Genomic DNA, 16,817 nt, shown 5'->3' with positions numbered 1-16,817 from the left:
GGGCCTTACTCAGCGGCCTCGGTTACGCCCGTGAGGATATCGCGGATCTCTGCTTCTTTGATGTCGTCATGCTCAGCGATCACCACCATGCGCGAGCGGCGTTCTTCACCGGGCCCCCACGGGCGGTCGTACTGGTGACGCACACGAGCACCCACGGCTTGCACCAGCAGGCGCATCGGTTTGCCTCGAACAGCGGCATAGCCTTTGACGCGCAGGATGTTCAGCTCATTGGCCAGACGCTCGATCTTGGCGACCAGATCGGCAGGATCGGATTGTTCCGGCAACTCGACGATGGTGCTTTCGAAATCGTCATGCTCGTGATCGTGGTGACCGTCGTGATGCGACGGACGAGCATCCATGTCATCCTCGGCTGCGGCCTCAAGACCCAGAACGACGCGCACATCCACGGCGCCTTCGGCAACTTCGACAACGGGCAGCGGGCGAGGGGCCTCAGTGGCGATGATCTCTTTCGCTTTGGCGACGCCTTCAGGACCGGCCAGATCGGGCTTGGTCAGCAGAATGATGTCGGCGCAGGAAATCTGATCCTCGAACACCTCGGACAAGGGTGTTTCGTGGTCAATCGAGTCATCGGCCAGACGTTGCGCATCCACCGCTGCCACATTCGGCGCAAAGCGACCGGCGGCGACGGCTTCGGCATCGGCCAGCGCGATCACGCCATCAACGGTGATTTTTGAGCGGATATCGGGCCAGTCGAACGCTTTCAGCAGCGGCTTAGGCAAGGCGAGGCCCGAGGTTTCGATCAGAATGTGATCGGGGCGCGGCTCCAGCGCCATCAAGGCTTCGATGGTCGGGATGAAGTCGTCGGCCACGGTGCAGCAGATACAGCCGTTCGCGAGCTCCATGATGTTTTCCGCCGGGCAATCCGGGATCGCGCAGGATTTCAGGATGTCGCCATCGACGCCCACATCGCCGAACTCATTGACCACCACCGCCAGACGCTTGCCCTGCGGGTTTTGCATCAGATGCTTGACCAGTGTGGTTTTGCCCGAGCCCAGAAAGCCAGTGATCACGGTGACGGGGAGTTTTTCCAAGTTGCTCATTTTAGGGCTCCAATCGGGGGAATACGGGCCGCACAGTTTTTGCGGAAATGTTCAGGACGTTCGCGCCATTTGACCAAACCATCGTCAGTGGCCAAATACTTGGTCACACCTTCGATGATCGTTTCGACATGGTCGGTTTCGTTGAGGTTCTCGTAGACAAAAGTCCAACGCGTGGGCCCGCCACGCAGTACGATGGAACATCCTTGATCGCAATTTGACAGGCACTCCACGGGTTTCAGGTGGATTCCATCTGGCACGCCCGCCTGTTCAAGCGCCTTATGCAGCAAAGCGCCGGGGCGCTGGGTGTCATCTTCGATTGCTAGGCCACGGCGGCATGTCGTGCAGACCAGCAGTTCAACTGGTGCGGCTTTACTCATCTCTCTCATCCCCCTTAGTCAAATCTGGGGGACGGGGTTTCATGTGGGCCGATCCAAGCCCCACACCGGAACACCCCGTCCGGTTTCATCTTCGGGCGCTGGCAGGTCTCCCGGCTTGCGGATGTCAGGGTGTATACCCTGTCGGATGTCCTGCCTTCCCAGCCTTTGGCCAGTGGCTTTGGGCACCCTCTCCGGTCACGGTCGCGGGGGCGGCTGCGTTTGGCGGTAAACCCGTTGACGCATTCCCTTTTCATCCTCTTACGAGGACACCAACGGATCGGACATGCGGCACTGATACGGTGCTTGTCAAGCGTGTCGCCGACAACCGCAACGCCGGGTGCAGAAAAACGACCTCTGGCAGTCGCTGGGCGGCATGGCTGGGCTTAGCCTGCGGCTTTCGAAAGGTTTACAGCGACCACTTCACTGAACCAAATGTTTGACGAATAACTAGACGGCTCTTCATAACAGCAGATACAGGCCAAAGTCGGGGGCGTTTTGCTTTGGTATCTGGAAGCTTTGTGAGAGTGGTGGGCGACCCTGGAATCGAACCAGGCGTGCGTCTCCGCGAGGGAGTTACAGTCCCCTGCCACACCTTGCGGCCTGTCGCCCACTGTCAGGCGTTGCACCTGACGTGGAGGCGTGATTACTAGCGCACCAAAGGAGCGTCAACAGGAAAATACGGCATTGACGCAGGAAAGCGAATTCATGGCCCGGAGGCCCTCAGAATGAAAAAACCCAAGTGGGTTGTTGAAAAGGAACAGGCGCGAAAAGCAGCTGCGGCAGAGACGGTTTGGCTGTTTGGTTTGCACGCCGTGCGCGACGCCTTGATGAACCCCAAACGCCAGAAACTGCGCCTGATTGTGACGCGAAATGCGCGGGACAAGCTGCTCGAAGCCATTGAATTCGCGGGGATCGAGGCCGAGATGGTTGATCCGCGCAAGTTTAGTGCCCCGATCGATGCGGGTTCGGTGCATCAGGGGGCAGCGCTTGAGGTTAAGCCGCTGGAGTGGGGCGGTTTGGCCGAGAACTGCATCGGACGGGAACATCCCCGGGTGATCCTGCTGGACCGTGTAACGGACCCACATAATGTAGGTGCGATTCTTCGGTCAGCCGAAGTACTGGGTGCAAGTGCTGTGATCGGAACCCGGCATCATTCGGCCCCTGAAACCGGGGCACTGGCCAAGACCGCCAGCGGCGCATTGGAACGTCAGCCTTATCTAAGGGTGCGCAATCTGGCCGATGCCATAACCGAGCTTCAGTCGATGGGGTTTCTGGTGCTTGGTCTGGATGGCGAGGCGGATGAAACTATTGAAACAGCCCTGGGGGACCAAAGGGATCGACCTGTGGCGCTGGTATTGGGTGCTGAAGGGCCGGGATTGCGGCAAAAGACCAAAGAAACTGTAGATCAATTGGTTAAAATTGACGCATCCGGGGGATTTGGGTCACTGAACGTCTCAAATGCTGCCGCAATCGCCCTATATGCCTCTCGGCATCATTAGACAGGAGATCGCTATTTCCGGACCGTCCAAAATCGCCACCTGCTGCTATTGCGGTACTCGGGCTGCCCTGGTTCTGACCGGGAAGAAACGGCACGAGCTGAGTTGTTCAAGCTGCGGTGCGCCCCTGCACGACCTTAAGATGTTGCCAAAGCACAAGGTTCAGAAATCAAAGTCTGCTCGTACGGCGATCAGCCACGTAGCACCCCCGAAATCGCGAAAAAAGAAGAAGAAAAAGAGCACTTTCTATCGCGTTCTGGATGAAGCCTGGGACGTTATAGAAGACATCTTTGATTAAAGGCTACCGCGCATTCGCAAGGATGTTCACATCCACGTCAACGGGGGTTTCACAGCGGTTCAAAAGTTGCATCTTAGTTGCTCGATTCTTTGCTACGGAACCCAGATGCAAAACCGCCGTTTCATATTCGGTATACTGACAGCCATCGCTTTGGCGCCTATCGCTTTGGCGCAGGACAAACCTGTCTATTTTGCGACCGATGGCGCCGCGATGGCGGGGTACGATCCGGTGTCCTATTTCGACAGTGCTGTACCGGTTCGTGGTGAACCAAGCATTGCCGTTATGTGGAAGGGGGCCCAGTGGCATTTTGCGTCGCAGGAAAATCGCGAGCGGTTTGAAAGCAACCCGCGTGCCTTCGCGCCTCAGTTCGGGGGCTATTGTTCCTATGCGATGGCAAATGGTGTTCTGAAAAGCACTGACCCCATGGCATGGCAGGTTGTGGATGGGCGTTTGTATCTGACTCATTCCCCGGCGGTTGAGCAGATCTGGGAACAGGACAGGACGGCAAATATCCATCTGGCCGAAGAAAATTGGCCCGTCATTCTGTACGAAGACTAAGCGAATTTCCGTTTTTTGTGAAAAGTCATCACAAAAATGAGCGCTTGGTCTTTTTTTTAACCAGATCATGCCTAAATGTCACAGTGACCGCGGAACGGAACTGCCGCGGGTCATTTCACTGTCCCTCGTTCCAACAACTGGCGCCCAAGGCTTCTTGGGCGCTTTTTTCTTTTTCGCGGCTGTGATTAGGATGCGGCCATGGCTGATTATTCCGACGATCATCTGAAAACCATCCTGCAACGCACCAAAACCATCGCGGTGGTTGGGGTGTCGATGAATCCGGTGCGACCCAGCTATTATGTGGCGCGGTATCTTTCGTTGAAAGGATATGCGGTGATCCCCGTCAATCCGGGCCATGCTGGCAAGGACTTGTTTGGCCAGACGGTGCGTGGCGCCCTGTCCGAGATTTCTGAACCTGTCGATATGGTCGATATATTTCGGCGCTCCGAGGCTGTTCCACCCATTGTCGATGAGGCGCTGGAGGTGTTCCCCAAGCTTCGGACCATCTGGATGCAGATCGGGGTCGAGCATCCTGAGGCTGCTGAAACGGCGCAGGCCCGTGGGGTGGATGTGGTAATGAACCGTTGCCCCAAAATCGAATATCAGCGCCTGTTTGGCGAACTGCGCATGGGTGGGTTCAGCACCGGCATCATTTCATCGAAGCTTTGAACCTAGTTGGCGACATAGGGTTTCAGCCGCGCCACCTGTTCGAGGCGCCGTTTTTCGAGAACAACATCGCGCGGAACCCAGTCATATCGGCTGTCATCTGACACCGGGGACCAGAACAAAACCCCGCCATAGCGCCAGGGGTCCAGCACAACACCTTCGTACATCGAGTCTCCGGCGCGGCTGATGATCGCCGTGCTGTGGTCGATGCGGAAAGGGTTGTCGGCATTGGCGATGGCGCGATGCAGCGTAAGTGTTTCGAAGTTTTCCTGCTTCAATCGACGCTCGATATCTTCGGCCCAATGCCAGCACAGCCCGCGCGGGCGCAGCCCCCTGTTGACCTTCGTGTTGTGGATCAGCGGGGGATCAGTGATCTGATATTCCTGCGCCAGCTGGGCTGTGTAGGCATAGGCGATCCGGGCGGCGCGGTCGGCCTCTTCCGGGTCAATCCCAGGCCCTAGAGTCCGAATCTCGGCCGCAAGACGCTGCACCTCATCCCCAGTCTGCGGGGGAGGGGTAGCGCAGGCTGCCAAACCCACAAGAGCCAGAACAAAGGCCAAAGCTCTGATCATTCCGATTTCCCCTATTGGATATCTCGAAGGATCATAAAGCTGGAACTAACATATCGAAAGCTTACTTAGCGCGTGGCCTTCTCTGCAATACCGCTGGTGCCTTGACGTCGTTCGAGTTCAGCTAGCACATCATCCAGCGCAACGTCGCGCGCGGCAAGCATCACCAGCAGGTGATACAGTACATCCGCCGCCTCGGAGGTCAGCTTGTCCTTGTCGCCTTTGACAGCTTCGATGATCGCCTCAATCGCTTCTTCACCGAATTTCTCGGCGCATTTTTCTGGGCCCTTGGCCAGCAGTTTGGCGGTCCAGCTGGAGTCAGGGTCAGCCCCTCTGCGGGCTTCGATCGTCGCGGCAAGTTCTTGGAGAATGCTCATGTTAACCTCATCGGAATACCCGCAGCAGCCATGTGTTCCTTGGCCTCGCGGATGCTGTATTCGCCGAAATGGAAGATCGAGGCGGCCAGAACTGCGCTCGCGCGACCCTCGGTTACACCTTCGACCAGATGGTCGAGGGTACCAACACCGCCACTGGCGATCACTGGCACGTCCACTGCATTACTGATCGCCCGGGTCAGTGGCAGGTTGAATCCGGCCTTGGTGCCATCACGGTCCATCGACGTCAGCAGGATTTCTCCTGCACCTTTGGCTACAACAGTCTTGGCGAATTCGACCGCATCGATCCCTGTGGGTTTACGCCCGCCATGGGTGAAAATCTCCCATTTCCCCGGTCTTACGGTTTTGGCGTCGATGGCACAGACGATGCATTGACTGCCAAACTGGTCTGCAGCTTCGGCGATCACATCGGGGTTGGCGACAGCGGCCGAGTTAAAACTGACCTTGTCAGCGCCCGCCAGCAACAGGGCGCGCACATCATCCTTGGTGCGCACACCTCCACCAACGGTCAGGGGGACAAAGCATTGTTCAGCCGTACGCTGAACCACATCGAACATCGTGCCGCGGTTTTCATGGGTCGCGTGGATGTCAAGAAAACAGATCTCGTCCGCGCCTGCTGCGTCATAGGCCTTGGCCGACTCCACCGGATCGCCCGCATCGCGCAGGCCCACGAAATTCACACCTTTGACCACGCGGCCATCGGCAACATCCAGACAGGGTATGATGCGGGTCTTGAGCATGAACCATCCTTTGCTTGGCGCACCTCTACCGGCAAAGCCCCGCCGATGCCAGACTTGTGATTGTGATCTGCGGCGAAGCCATGGAAATTAGGTATGAAATTCAGCAAAAGGACTTCTGCAATGAAACATCTTCTTCTGGCATCAGTTTTCACAATCGGAGGCGCTTTGACCGCCATGGCTGACGATATTATCAAGATACAAACCGAAAAATCCGTGACCGAGGCGCTGGACGCATTGGAAGCCGCCGTGGGCAATGCGGGCGCAACCGTTTTTGCGCGGATCGATCACGCGGCAGGGGCCGAGAAGGTGGGCACGCCGATCCCACCCAACCAGGTGTTGATTTTCGGAAACCCCGCCCTGGGTACGCCTGCCATGCTGATTGACCCTCGTGCAGGGCTGTTCCTGCCGCTGAAGGTGCAGGCCTATCAAGATGCAGAGGGTCAGGTCTGGTTGGCCTATGAGGACCCGAAAGAAACGATGGACGAGTTGGACGACGTCGAAAACTCGCCCGTTGTCGAGAAAATGCGCGGAGCGTTGGCCAAATTGACTGCGGCGGCGGCTGGTTAAGCCCTAGGCGCTTGCGCGACTGACGCGTGCAAGCGCATTTCTGGCGATCAGGATGTGGAAAGGCAGGATCGCTGCCAGGTACAAGCGTCCGCCCAGATTGTGCCGGTGAACCCAGGTCGCCAGCGAGATACGGCCATTTTCAGACAAGACCGACACACGAAAATCCAGATGACGGTCGTTGAAGCCTGCGATCACCTCGGTCTCATCGTCATGCTCAACCGGAAATATCCCTACCTTGTCGGTCGCATTGGGCCCGCTGGTGCTGAGCCCGAATGGCGCCACCAATACTCCGCGTAGCCGAACCAGTGCCATGGCCCATGCCGGAAAGCTGGTGATAATCTCTGCTGCCTGACGTGGGGATAAATCCGACGCGACACTGAAACAGTCCAAGAAATCGCCCTGTTTGATTCGTTTGTTAAGCAAGCTTCGGGCCGATAGCGCCGTGCGTTTGACAGCGGAATGGAACATCGCGCTATTCTCTGAGAGTTGTCAGAGCCTCTTTCAAATCGATCGCCCCATCATAAAGGGCGCGGCCGGAAATGGCACCATTCAAGGCTGCGCCACAATCGCGCAGGGCAAGCAGGTCTTCAATCGAAGAGACGCCGCCCGAAGCGATCACAGGGATTGAAACGGCTTTCGCCAGCGCGGCGGTTGCGTCGATATTCGGGCCTTGCATCGCCCCGTCCCGGTTGATGTCGGTGTAGATGATCGCTGCAACGCCTGCGTCCTCAAAACTGCGCGCCAAATCGGTGACCTGAACGTCTGTTTCTTCAGCCCAGCCTTTGGTTGCGACCAAGCCGTTGCGTGCATCAATCCCAACGGCGACCTTGCCGGGGAAGGCTTTGGCCGCTTCGCGCACCAGATCGGGGTTTTCGACAGCGACTGTTCCCAGAATGACGCGGGCCAGCCCTTTGTCGATCCAGGTCTCGATGGTTGCCATGTCCCGGATACCACCGCCCAGCTGCGCGGGCACATCGCAGGCTTTCAGGATCGCTTCGACCGGGGCGGCATTTACCGGCTCACCCGCGAAAGCGCCATTCAGGTCGACAAGGTGTAACCACTCGCACCCGGCCTCGACAAACGCACGGGCCTGAGCGGTCGGGTCCTCATTGAAAACGGTGGCTTTATCCATCTCTCCGCGCAGCAGGCGCACGGCGTTGCCGTCTTTGAGGTCGATGGCGGGGTAGAGGATCATGTCGGGCGACCTTATCTGAATGTTACATGGGCGGCATATCGCACAAGCTGGGCCGGGGATGCAACGCGACGCAAAGTCAATCTTGTCCGATGCCCGATGGCACGCCAGACTGACACCAAATCAGGGAGGTTACTATGAAGAAACTTGCAACATCCGTTGTCTTTGCAACCTTGGCGACCGGCGCAATGGCGGCGGACCCGGTTGATGGGTTGTGGAAAACACAGCCGGGTGACACCGGGGGGTATCTGCACGTCTCCATCGGTGAGTGTGGCAGCGCGATCTGCGGCACCATCGACAGCGCTTTTGATGGCAACGGTGATCAGCAACTGGATTATGAGAATCTGGGCAAGCAGATCATCTGGGACATGGTGCCCGAAGGTGGCGGAAGCTATGACAGCGGCAAAATCTGGGCCCCGGATCGGGATAAGACCTACAATTCGAAGATGACCCTGGACAGCCAGAACCAGCTGACGGTCAAAGGATGTGTCGCTGGTGGCCTAGTCTGCCGCGGGCAGACTTGGACGCGCGTTCAATAAGCTTTTATGGGGTCCAGGTCAGGAAGTTCCCGATCATGCGCAGGCCCACATCCTGACTTTTTTCGGGGTGGAACTGCATGCCTACCATCGTGTCGCGGCCGATCACGGCCGTGACCTCTTGCCCATACTTCACATACGCCAAACGCTGCGCCGGGTCTGTGACACGGAAATGGTAGGAGTGGACGAAATAGGTGTGATCACCGGATGCGACCCCGTTGAACACTGGGTGATCGCTTTCCAGAACCAGATTGTTCCAACCCATATGTGGCACCTTCAGCGCAGCATCTGACGGTTCAATCCGCACCACATCGCCAGCCACCCAGCCCAAACCATCGGTTTCGCTGTATTCATGGCCCTTTGTTGCCATCAGCTGCATGCCGACGCAGATGCCCAGAAACGGGCGGCCTTTCTGTTCGACCGCTTCGACCATGGCGTCGTAGATACCCTTATGCCCCCGCAGCTCTGCCGCGCAGGCGGGAAAAGCTCCATCACCGGGCAACACCAGCCGATCGGCGCGTGCAACAACATTCGCATCCGAGGTCACCACGACCTCGCCCGCGTTCTGTTCCTGTGCCATGCGTTGAAACGCCTTCTCGGCCGAGTGCAGATTACCGCTCTCGTAGTCGATAATGGCAGTCAGCATCTACAAGGCACCTTTGGTCGATGGAATCGCATCTGCCTTGCGCGGGTCGGTTTCGACCGCATCGCGTAGCGCCCGCGCAACCGCTTTGAATGTGGCTTCGGCAATGTGATGGCTGTTAAAGCCGTGCAACTGGTCGATATGAAGGGTGATGCCCCCATGGGTGCTGAGCGCCTGAAAGAACTCACGCACCAACTCGGTGTCGAACGTGCCGATCTTCTGGGTTGGCAGGTCCACGTTCCAAACTAGGAACGGACGGCCAGACAGGTCCAGTGCACAACGCACTTGCGCATCATCCATGGGCAGGTGGCATTCACCATATCGGCGAATCCCCTTTTTATCGCCCAAAGCCTGAGTCAGCGCCTGACCCAGCGCAATGCCGGTATCCTCGACCGTATGGTGGTTGTCGATGTGGTAGTCGCCCTTGGCCCGGATCGTCATGTCGATCAGCGAATGACGCGCCAACTGATCCAGCATGTGGTCAAAGAAACCAACACCGGTCTGGTTGTCATACTGGCCGGTCCCATCCAGATTGACCTCGACCGAGATCTCGGTCTCGGCGGTCTGACGACTGATCTTAGCGCTGCGCATGGGCGAATTCCTTTTGCTACAGGGGCGCTTATAGACGCGGACGGGCTGCCTATCCAGACCGCTTGAGGCCTTCGCTGCAAACTGTTGCAGGGGATTGCACCTGGGCGCGGCCCGTGCCAGCCTGCGTGCAACACGAACCAACAAGGCCCGGCCCATGTCCACCTGCGTTTTCATCCAGATCCGCTGTAAACCCGGCACCACTTATAAAGTGGCGGAAGAGATCGCGCTGCGCGAAATCCACTCCGAGCTCTATTCTACCAGCGGTGAATATGACCTGATGCTCAAGCTTTATATTCCCGAATCCGAAGATGTGGGCCATTTCATCAATGAAAACCTGCTGGTGATTCCCGGTATCGAACGCTCATTGACGACAATGACGTTCAAGGCGTTCTAGCCCAGCTCAAACGTCGTCACGCCGAAAATCCGGCTCAGGTCGATATCGGGCTCATGATGCGAGTACATCCGTGCGGTCTCAAAGACCTTCTCAAGTCCCAACGCGTCAGCGAGCGCAAATGCGGCGGCGTTGGGTTGGGGCATGTCGATAAACACCTCATGCGACGCGTGATCCTCGGGGATGGTGTTGAGAACTGAGACCAGCAGCGCCTGTGCGATGTCAGGGCTGTCCGCAAACAAAGGCCCGATCTTACATCCGGTCTGGCAGGGGCGCAGTGTCACGTAGCCCTTGATCATCCCGTTTTCGACAAAGGCACGTGAGGCATGGCTAGGCGCGTGCAGCCATTCACGCAGGAAAACGCCGCGTGGGGCAGGGAACAGGGCTCTGTCATAGGCCAACAGGTCCTCGGAGATGTCGGTCAGAACGGATATGTTCGCAGTCGCTTGCGACCCAAGCGCGGCCAATATCCCGGTCTTTGTTCCGGTAAAGCGGTAGTTGTTATAGGCAAAGGTAAAGCCGGATTTGCGATAGTTGTCCTGTTGCTCGACCACACCATCCAGACCCATATTACGCCCTTTGCAATGGGCCAGCGCGTGCTGGGCGATCTCCAGCCCATGGCCCGATCCGCGAAATTCGGGACGGACGATGTAAAAGCCCAGAAAAGAAAACGCATCGTCATAGTTCACCGCAGATACTGACGCGATCATTTCACCATCAAGAAACCCGCCCAGAAAGCCATCCGGGTCGGTTGGGCGGAAGCACGCAGCGTCGTGCTGACCGGGGTTCCACCCTTCGCGCCCGGCCCAGTCAACGGCGTGCTGCAGCTCGGCTGCTGTAAGGGGGCGGATGACGTAGTCTGACATGTCACATGATCCTGTAATTCGCAGTGTCGCCAGAATGGCGCAACGCTTTGCAAAGGACCAGCATGTTCAGGAAAGGTTGGTATCTGGAGCGGGCGAGGCGATTCGAACGCCCGACCCTAACCTTGGCAAGGTTATGCTCTACCCCTGAGCTACGCCCGCATCAGATACATATGTGGTCCAAAGACCTCTCAATGGAGCGGGCGAGGCGATTCGAACGCCCGACCCTAACCTTGGCAAGGTTATGCTCTACCCCTGAGCTACGCCCGCGCCGTTGAGTGAGGAGGGATGTATAAAGTCCCACGCGAGGCTGCAAGCGGAAAAACACAAAATTCTGTAAAAATCTTTCGACGGAAACCGGGGTCTGGTGCGTTGAAGAACCAGAGCAATTGAGAACGAAAATGGCGGAGGTGGACAGATGATGCAAATTGCAGACCTGAAAATGGCGGCGCTTGCGGTGATGATTGTGATGGGGTTTTGGATCATCAAAGCCGAGCCGCAGCACGTTGGGCATACATATCCCACAATCGCCGCTGCACCGGTTGTAGTAGTCAGCACGCTGCCAGGATAAGTCCAGCACAGAGGCCTAAAGCGCCAGAACAAGACTTGCGATAGCGCTGACCAGAATGGCGGCAAAAGTCAAAACCATTCCGATCTGCCGCAGAATAACGACCTGAGGGTTGCGGCCGAAGCCATAGGCATGCATCAGCCGTCCGGCCAGGATCAACAAACCCAACAGATTCACCAACAGACCAGGTGCGCCCTGCAACTCGACCATTGCAATCAAGAGCAGCGCAAAAGGCGCATATTCCGCGCAATTTGAGTGTGTTCGCATCGCTTTGATCAGCACTTTGTCATCCCCATCTCCGACCGAGACCTTCCCGCTGCGGCGCGCCGAGATGACCTTTGCACTGAGCCAGACGTAAAGAATTGCGATCAATGCAGCATAGATCGGGGTAATGGTCAGCATTCTTGGGGCCTCCGTCAGGGTCGTGCAAAATGGCCGCGCAGTTGCCCGCGCGGCCATTCAAAGCTTAGCTGATTTTACAGCTTATTCCAGTTCCACCAGCAGGTCCTTGGCGTCAATCTGGCCGCCAGGCTGAACATGAACCGCTTTGACCACCGCATCGCGTTCGGCGTGAATGCCGGTTTCCATCTTCATGGCTTCGATGGTTAGCAGCAGATCACCTTCTTTGACCTGTTGTCCGACACTGGCCGCAACCGTTGCCACAACGCCCGGCATCGGGGCGCCGATATGGTTGGGATTGCCCGCTTCGGCTTTGGGTCGCGCCTGCGTGGACGATGTGACCATGCGGTTCGGTACCCGGATCACCCGAGGCTGCCCGTTGAGTTCAAAGAAGACTTTGACCTCACCCTTTTCATCGGTCTCGCCGATGGCCTGACAGCGGATTTCCAGCGTCTTGCCCGGATCGATCTCGGCTGTGATCTCGTCTCCGGGCTCCATGCCATAAAAGAAGGTGCGGGTTGGCAAGGTGCGGACGGGGCCATAGGTGCGGTGACGGCCCATATAATCCAGGAAAACCTTGGGATACATCAGGTAGCCATTGAGGTCTTCGTCATCAACCTCCTTGCCCTCCAATTGCTTGGACAGTTCGGCGCGGGTGGCTTCCAGATCGACCGGAGGCACGTCCTTTCCGGGGCGTTGCGTGTTCGGTGCTTCGTCCTTCAACACTTTCTGGATGATGGTGTTCGGGAACCCACCCGGAGGCTGACCCAGATTGCCACGCATCATGTCGATGACCGAGTCTGGAAAGGCCACATCTGTGTCCGGGCTTTCCACCTCGTCCCGTGTCAGGCCCTGGCTGACCATCATCAGCGCCATGTCGCCAACCACTTTCGATGACGGTGTCACCTTGACGATATCGCCGAACATCTGGTTCACGTCCGCATACATCTGCGCAACCTCATGCCAACGCTCTTCCAATCCCAAGGACCTGGCTTGTGCTTTGAGGTTGGTGAACTGACCGCCAGGCATCTCATGCAGATAGACCTCGGACGCTGGCGCCTGAAGGCTGGATTCAAACGCCGCATACTGGCCGCGCACCGCTTCGAAATAGTCGCTGATCTCGCGGATGGCCTTGATGTCCAGACCAGTGTCGCGGTCAGTGTGGCGCAGGGCCTCGACCACAGTGCCCAAAGTCGCCTGGCTGGTGTTGCCTGAGAAGCTGTCCATCGCGCAATCGACAGCATCCACGCCCGCCTCGGAGGCAGCCAGAATGGTGGCGCTGGCGATCCCGGCGGTATCGTGGGTGTGGAAGTGGATCGGGAGGCCAACCTCTTCCTTCAAGGCGCGGATCAGGATCTTGGCCGAGGCGGGTTTCAGCAGGCCGGCCATATCTTTCAGACCCAGGATATGTGCTCCTGCATCGCGCAGCTCTTTCGCCATGCCGACATAGTATTTCAGGTCATATTTAGAGCGGTCCGGGTCGAGGATATCACCGGTGTAACACACGGTGCCCTCGCAGATCTTGCCGTTCTCCACCACCGCATCCATGGCGACGCGCATGTTTTCGACCCAGTTGAGCGAGTCGAACACACGGAACACGTCGATATTCTGCGAGGCCTGACGGACGAATTCCTGCACCACGTTGTCGGGGTAGTTGGTATAGCCAACTCCGTTCGCACCACGCAGCAGCATCTGGGTCATCAGGTTCGGCATTGCCTCGCGCAGATCACGCAGACGCTGCCACGGGCATTCCTGCAAAAAGCGGTAAGCCACATCGAAGGTCGCACCGCCCCAGCATTCGACCGAGAACAGTTGCGGCAGGTTGGCCGCATAGGTCGGCGCCACCTTGATCATGTCGATCGACCGCATCCGCGTGGCCAGCAGCGACTGATGCCCGTCGCGCATGGTGGTGTCAGTGATCAGCAGCTGACGCTGGGCTTTCATCCAGTCGGCAACCGCCTGCGGTCCTTTTTGTTCCAACAGATTGCGGGTGCCCATCTGCGGTTCACCCCGCAGTGCCGGAGGTTTGGCCTCTTTCAGGTCAGCACGCGGCTCGGGGCGGTCCTTGGTTTCGGGGTGCCCGTTCACGGTGATGTCCGCGATATAGGTCAGCACTTTGGTGCCCCGGTCGCGGCGACGTTTAAAGGTAAACAGGTCTGGCGTCGTGTCGATGAACTTGGTGGTGTATTCGTTTGACAGGAAGGTCGGGTGTTTCAGCAGGTTGATGACAAAGTCGATATTGGTGCTGACACCGCGAATTCGGAATTCACGCAGTGCACGATCCATGCGCGCAATCGCAGCCTCAGGAGTCGGTGCCTTCGCGGTCACTTTGGTCAGCAGTGAGTCATAATACCGCGTGATCACCCCGCCTGCATAAGCCGTGCCGCCATCCAGACGAATGCCCATCCCGGTGGCCGAACGATAGGCGGTGATACGGCCATAATCGGGGATGAAGTTGTTCTGTGGGTCTTCGGTGGTAATCCGGGTCTGCAATGCGTGGCCGGTCAGATGCACGTCGGCCTGGCTGGCTGCACCGGTGGCTTCGGCCAGAGTTTTGCCCTCGGCGATCAGAATCTGGGCCTGAACGATGTCGATACCTGTGACCTCTTCAGTAACGGTGTGTTCGACCTGAACACGCGGGTTCACTTCGATGAAGTAGAACTTGCCGGTTTCCATATCCATCAGGAACTCGACTGTACCTGCACACTCATAGTTCACATGGGCGCAGATCTTGCGGCCAAGTTCACAAATCTCTGCACGCTGGTTTTCCGACAAATACGGGGCAGGGGCGCGTTCGACGACTTTCTGGTTCCGCCGCTGGACCGAGCAGTCGCGTTCGTACAGGTGATAAATCTCACCATGCTTGTCGCCCAGAATCTGCACCTCGACATGGCGGGCGCGGGTGATCATCTTTTCCAGATAGCCCTCGCCATTGCCAAAGGCGGCTTCGGCTTCACGGCGACCCTCTAGAACCTTCTCTTCCAACTCGTCCTCGGATTCGATCGGGCGCATGCCGCGCCCGCCACCACCCCAGGAGGCCTTGAGCATCAGGGGATAGCCGATTTCCTTGGCTTCGGCCCGGATCGCATCCATGTCGTCGCCCAGAACCTCGGTTGCCGGGATCACGGGCACACCTGCTTCGATGGCGACCCGCCGCGCGCTGGCCTTATCCCCCAATGCGCGCATGGTTTCCGCTTTGGGCCCGATGAACGTGATCCCGTTCTTCACACAGGCATCCACAAAGCTGGGGTTTTCCGATAACAAGCCATATCCGGGGTGGATCGCATCTGCGCCGCATTCCTTGGCGACACGAATGATCTCATCAATCGACAGATAAGCGGCAACCGGGCCCATCCCTTCGCCAATGCGATAGGCTTCATCCGCCTTAAAGCGATGCAGACCCAGCTTATCCTCTTCTGCATAGACTGCGACTGTACGTTTGCCCATCTCATTGGCGGCGCGCATCACGCGAATGGCAATCTCGCCGCGATTGGCGATAAGGATCTTTTTGAAGTCAGTCATGGCAGGTCCCGGTGTTGATGGTTTGGGCGTGTTCTTAGCCGGACACTACGCGCAGATACATCAGTCTTTCTGGGTAGAACCGGCATGTTAACGCTCGCAAACGCCTTTTATTTGTGCGCTTTTCTTAACGTCGCTGCGTTGCAGCATCAATTCTTTAATTTACTTTGGGTCAGTTGATCCAAGGAAAAGGTGCCCATCTGTCCCATATTGGACAGCATATCCTGCTTGAGAATATCGATCACATGCGCCGGACCTCGCGGACCCAAGGCTGCCATCCCGTACAAAAATGCTCGCCCCAGCATGACAAAATCCGCGCCACAGGCCAGCGCCCGCAGGATGTCCAAGCCACCTTCGATGCCGCTGTCAAAGATAAGGGGCAGCTTGGTTGCCGAGCGCAGTTCTGGCAAAACCTCGATACTGGCGGGGGCTGCATCGAACTGCCGCCCCCCGTGGTTTGACACCCACAGCGCATCAACGCCCGCGCGCTCCAACGGATCGGCGTCTTCTGCACGCATTACACCTTTGATGATCAATGGCCCGTTCCAGTGATCGCGCAGCCAATTGACGTAGTCCATATCTGGCGAAGTGCGCAGCAGATACCCCACATGGGCGGTTGGCGGCAGGTTCTGTCCGCTGTCTATGTACTTGTCCAGTGTGCGCATTCTGGGCGACCCTTGCCGCAACATCCCCAACGCCCAGGCTGGTCGCATCGCGATCTGCGCCAACAATCGTGGCGTCAGCCTTGGGGGTTGCGTGAGACCAGAGCGTGTCTGACGCTCGCGCCGAGAGGCCACAGGAACATCAACCGTCAGCACCAAAGTCTTAAAACCCGCGTTGCGTGCGCGAGACAGCAAATCAGCGCGTATTTCAGGGTCTTTGGGCGGATAGAGTTGGAACCATGCATTCTCGCCAATACTGGGTGCCAAATCTTCGGGGCTCTGTGCCGCGACCGTAGAGAGCGTGTAGGGCAGCCGGGCCTTGGCGGCGGTCCGGGCCAGCAGACCTTCGGCATCCGGCCAGACCAGTCCGGACATACCGATCGGGGCAATACCAAAAGGCATCGGGTAGTTCTGGCCCAAAAACTGCGTGCGGGTGTCAAAATCACTCTCACCTCGCAGGATTGCGGGATAAAGCTGTACACGGTCCAGGGCATCCCGGTTGCGCTGCAGGGCAGTTTCCATGCCCGTGCCACTTTCCACATAATCCCAGACAAAGCGTGGCAACCGCCGTCGCGCGCGGTGCTTCAGGTCCGAAATACCGGGGTAAGTGCTGTGCAAATCCATGCGGATTGATCCGCCCTGTGCTGCGATTCGGCAAGCATCTGAGGTTGTTTTACGGGTCTGCGCCTACATTCGGGTGAGGTCCGTTCGTGATTTGTGGATATT

At 57.7% G+C, this 16,817-nt stretch carries 21 protein-coding genes, 3 tRNA genes and 1 riboswitch; of the genes, 8 read left to right on the top strand and 16 right to left on the bottom strand.

The window, feature by feature from the left end; all coding sequences use genetic code 11:
* Positions 1 to 5 precede the first annotated feature (5 nt).
* From cobW to ACR0EL_RS06465, 3 genes are all read right to left on the bottom strand, one after another.
* A complete protein-coding gene (gene cobW, locus ACR0EL_RS06475; protein WP_480498944.1) occupies positions 6 to 1,061 on the bottom strand; it encodes a cobalamin biosynthesis protein CobW in 1,056 nt (351 codons plus the stop codon).
* Complete coding sequence (locus ACR0EL_RS06470) at positions 1,058 to 1,438, bottom strand: DUF1636 domain-containing protein (protein WP_353008281.1); 381 nt, start codon at positions 1,436 to 1,438, stop codon at positions 1,058 to 1,060. The genes cobW and ACR0EL_RS06470 overlap by 4 nt, the downstream gene beginning before the upstream one ends.
* 83 nt (positions 1,439 to 1,521) lie before the next feature.
* Positions 1,522 to 1,727: riboswitch (cobalamin riboswitch) on the bottom strand.
* Between the two features lie 236 nt (positions 1,728 to 1,963).
* Positions 1,964 to 2,047: transfer RNA gene (locus ACR0EL_RS06465), tRNA-Tyr, on the bottom strand.
* A gap of 116 nt (positions 2,048 to 2,163) precedes the next feature.
* Here ACR0EL_RS06465 and rlmB point away from each other — a divergent pair.
* From rlmB to ACR0EL_RS06445, 4 genes are all read left to right on the top strand, one after another.
* The gene (gene rlmB, locus ACR0EL_RS06460; RefSeq protein ID WP_353008280.1) at positions 2,164 to 2,937 is read left to right on the top strand and encodes a 23S rRNA (guanosine(2251)-2'-O)-methyltransferase RlmB; all 774 of its coding nucleotides are present in this window, start codon (positions 2,164 to 2,166) and stop codon (positions 2,935 to 2,937) included.
* A complete protein-coding gene (locus ACR0EL_RS06455; protein ID WP_480499011.1) occupies positions 2,918 to 3,232 on the top strand; it encodes a hypothetical protein in 315 nt (104 codons plus the stop codon). The genes rlmB and ACR0EL_RS06455 overlap by 20 nt, the downstream gene beginning before the upstream one ends.
* A gap of 105 nt (positions 3,233 to 3,337) precedes the next feature.
* Positions 3,338 to 3,790, top strand: coding sequence for a YHS domain-containing (seleno)protein (locus tag ACR0EL_RS06450; RefSeq protein WP_480498943.1), 453 nt, complete (start codon positions 3,338 to 3,340; stop codon positions 3,788 to 3,790).
* 198 nt (positions 3,791 to 3,988) lie between these two features.
* Complete coding sequence (locus tag ACR0EL_RS06445) at positions 3,989 to 4,459, top strand: CoA-binding protein (protein WP_353008277.1); 471 nt, start codon at positions 3,989 to 3,991, stop codon at positions 4,457 to 4,459.
* A 2-nt stretch (positions 4,460 to 4,461) separates the two neighbouring features.
* Here the strand turns inward: ACR0EL_RS06445 and ACR0EL_RS06440 are convergent, their stop codons facing one another.
* From ACR0EL_RS06440 to hisF, 3 genes are all read right to left on the bottom strand, one after another.
* Positions 4,462 to 5,028, bottom strand: a complete 567-nt coding sequence (locus tag ACR0EL_RS06440) for a hypothetical protein (protein WP_480498942.1) — start codon at positions 5,026 to 5,028, stop codon at positions 4,462 to 4,464.
* Between the two features lie 65 nt (positions 5,029 to 5,093).
* The gene (locus ACR0EL_RS06435; RefSeq protein ID WP_480498941.1) at positions 5,094 to 5,402 is read right to left on the bottom strand and encodes a phosphoribosyl-ATP diphosphatase; all 309 of its coding nucleotides are present in this window, start codon (positions 5,400 to 5,402) and stop codon (positions 5,094 to 5,096) included.
* A complete protein-coding gene (hisF, locus tag ACR0EL_RS06430; RefSeq protein WP_480498940.1) occupies positions 5,399 to 6,160 on the bottom strand; it encodes an imidazole glycerol phosphate synthase subunit HisF in 762 nt (253 codons plus the stop codon). The genes ACR0EL_RS06435 and hisF overlap by 4 nt, the downstream gene beginning before the upstream one ends.
* Positions 6,161 to 6,280: 120 nt before the next feature.
* Here hisF and ACR0EL_RS06425 point away from each other — a divergent pair, with 120 nt between their 5' ends.
* Positions 6,281 to 6,727 carry a DUF302 domain-containing protein gene (locus ACR0EL_RS06425; protein ID WP_480498939.1) on the top strand — a complete coding sequence of 149 codons (447 nt, stop codon included), beginning with the start codon at positions 6,281 to 6,283 and terminating at the stop codon, positions 6,725 to 6,727.
* 3 nt (positions 6,728 to 6,730) lie between these two features.
* On the opposite strand, the gene ACR0EL_RS06420 is transcribed toward ACR0EL_RS06425, so the two are convergent.
* Both ACR0EL_RS06420 and hisA read right to left on the bottom strand, forming a co-directional pair.
* Positions 6,731 to 7,195 (bottom strand): DUF2867 domain-containing protein, encoded by a 465-nt coding sequence (locus tag ACR0EL_RS06420; RefSeq protein ID WP_480498938.1) that lies wholly within the window; start codon positions 7,193 to 7,195, stop codon positions 6,731 to 6,733.
* Between the two features lie 4 nt (positions 7,196 to 7,199).
* Positions 7,200 to 7,922 carry a 1-(5-phosphoribosyl)-5-[(5-phosphoribosylamino)methylideneamino]imidazole-4-carboxamide isomerase gene (gene hisA / locus ACR0EL_RS06415; protein ID WP_480498937.1) on the bottom strand — a complete coding sequence of 241 codons (723 nt, stop codon included), beginning with the start codon at positions 7,920 to 7,922 and terminating at the stop codon, positions 7,200 to 7,202.
* A 134-nt stretch (positions 7,923 to 8,056) separates the two neighbouring features.
* On the opposite strand from hisA, the gene ACR0EL_RS06410 reads away from it, so the two are divergent.
* Positions 8,057 to 8,458: a DUF2147 domain-containing protein gene (locus ACR0EL_RS06410; protein WP_480498936.1), complete on the top strand. Its 402-nt coding sequence runs from the start codon at positions 8,057 to 8,059 to the stop codon at positions 8,456 to 8,458.
* Positions 8,459 to 8,462: 4 nt separating this feature from the next.
* Here the strand turns inward: ACR0EL_RS06410 and hisH are convergent, their stop codons facing one another.
* Both hisH and hisB read right to left on the bottom strand, forming a co-directional pair.
* Complete coding sequence (gene hisH / locus ACR0EL_RS06405; RefSeq protein ID WP_480498935.1) at positions 8,463 to 9,101, bottom strand: imidazole glycerol phosphate synthase subunit HisH; 639 nt, start codon at positions 9,099 to 9,101, stop codon at positions 8,463 to 8,465.
* A complete protein-coding gene (gene hisB, locus ACR0EL_RS06400) occupies positions 9,102 to 9,689 on the bottom strand; it encodes an imidazoleglycerol-phosphate dehydratase HisB (RefSeq protein WP_480498934.1) in 588 nt (195 codons plus the stop codon).
* Positions 9,690 to 9,843: 154 nt separating this feature from the next.
* On the opposite strand from hisB, the gene ACR0EL_RS06395 reads away from it, so the two are divergent.
* Complete coding sequence (locus tag ACR0EL_RS06395) at positions 9,844 to 10,083, top strand: Lrp/AsnC family transcriptional regulator (protein ID WP_170532103.1); 240 nt, start codon at positions 9,844 to 9,846, stop codon at positions 10,081 to 10,083.
* Here the strand turns inward: ACR0EL_RS06395 and ACR0EL_RS06390 are convergent.
* The 3 genes from ACR0EL_RS06390 to ACR0EL_RS06380 all read right to left on the bottom strand — a co-directional run bounded on the left by ACR0EL_RS06390 (position 10,080) and on the right by ACR0EL_RS06380 (position 11,213).
* Positions 10,080 to 10,946 carry a GNAT family N-acetyltransferase gene (locus ACR0EL_RS06390; protein ID WP_480498933.1) on the bottom strand — a complete coding sequence of 289 codons (867 nt, stop codon included), beginning with the start codon at positions 10,944 to 10,946 and terminating at the stop codon, positions 10,080 to 10,082. The genes ACR0EL_RS06395 and ACR0EL_RS06390 overlap by 4 nt on opposite strands.
* Positions 10,947 to 11,030: 84 nt before the next feature.
* A tRNA-Gly gene (locus tag ACR0EL_RS06385) sits at positions 11,031 to 11,105 on the bottom strand.
* Positions 11,106 to 11,138: 33 nt separating this feature from the next.
* Positions 11,139 to 11,213: transfer RNA gene (locus tag ACR0EL_RS06380), tRNA-Gly, on the bottom strand.
* Positions 11,214 to 11,361: 148 nt separating this feature from the next.
* Between ACR0EL_RS06380 and ACR0EL_RS06375 the strand changes: the two genes are divergently transcribed.
* Positions 11,362 to 11,514, top strand: a complete 153-nt coding sequence (locus ACR0EL_RS06375; RefSeq protein WP_480498932.1) for a hypothetical protein — start codon at positions 11,362 to 11,364, stop codon at positions 11,512 to 11,514.
* Between the two features lie 15 nt (positions 11,515 to 11,529).
* Here ACR0EL_RS06375 and ACR0EL_RS06370 read toward each other — a convergent pair whose 3' ends face one another.
* The 3 genes from ACR0EL_RS06370 to ACR0EL_RS06360 form a co-directional block, all read right to left on the bottom strand.
* A complete protein-coding gene (locus ACR0EL_RS06370; protein ID WP_170532109.1) occupies positions 11,530 to 11,913 on the bottom strand; it encodes an MAPEG family protein in 384 nt (127 codons plus the stop codon).
* A gap of 81 nt (positions 11,914 to 11,994) precedes the next feature.
* Entirely contained in the window at positions 11,995 to 15,432 is a 3,438-nt protein-coding gene (locus ACR0EL_RS06365; protein ID WP_480498931.1) for a pyruvate carboxylase, read from the bottom strand.
* Positions 15,433 to 15,578: 146 nt separating this feature from the next.
* Positions 15,579 to 16,715, bottom strand: coding sequence for an alpha-hydroxy acid oxidase (locus tag ACR0EL_RS06360; RefSeq protein WP_480498930.1), 1,137 nt, complete (start codon positions 16,713 to 16,715; stop codon positions 15,579 to 15,581).
* Between the last annotated feature and the right edge of the window lie 102 nt (positions 16,716 to 16,817).

Source organism: Ruegeria sp. AH12 (assembly GCF_056541465.1).
This window is presented reverse-complemented; position numbering and strand designations above follow the sequence as displayed.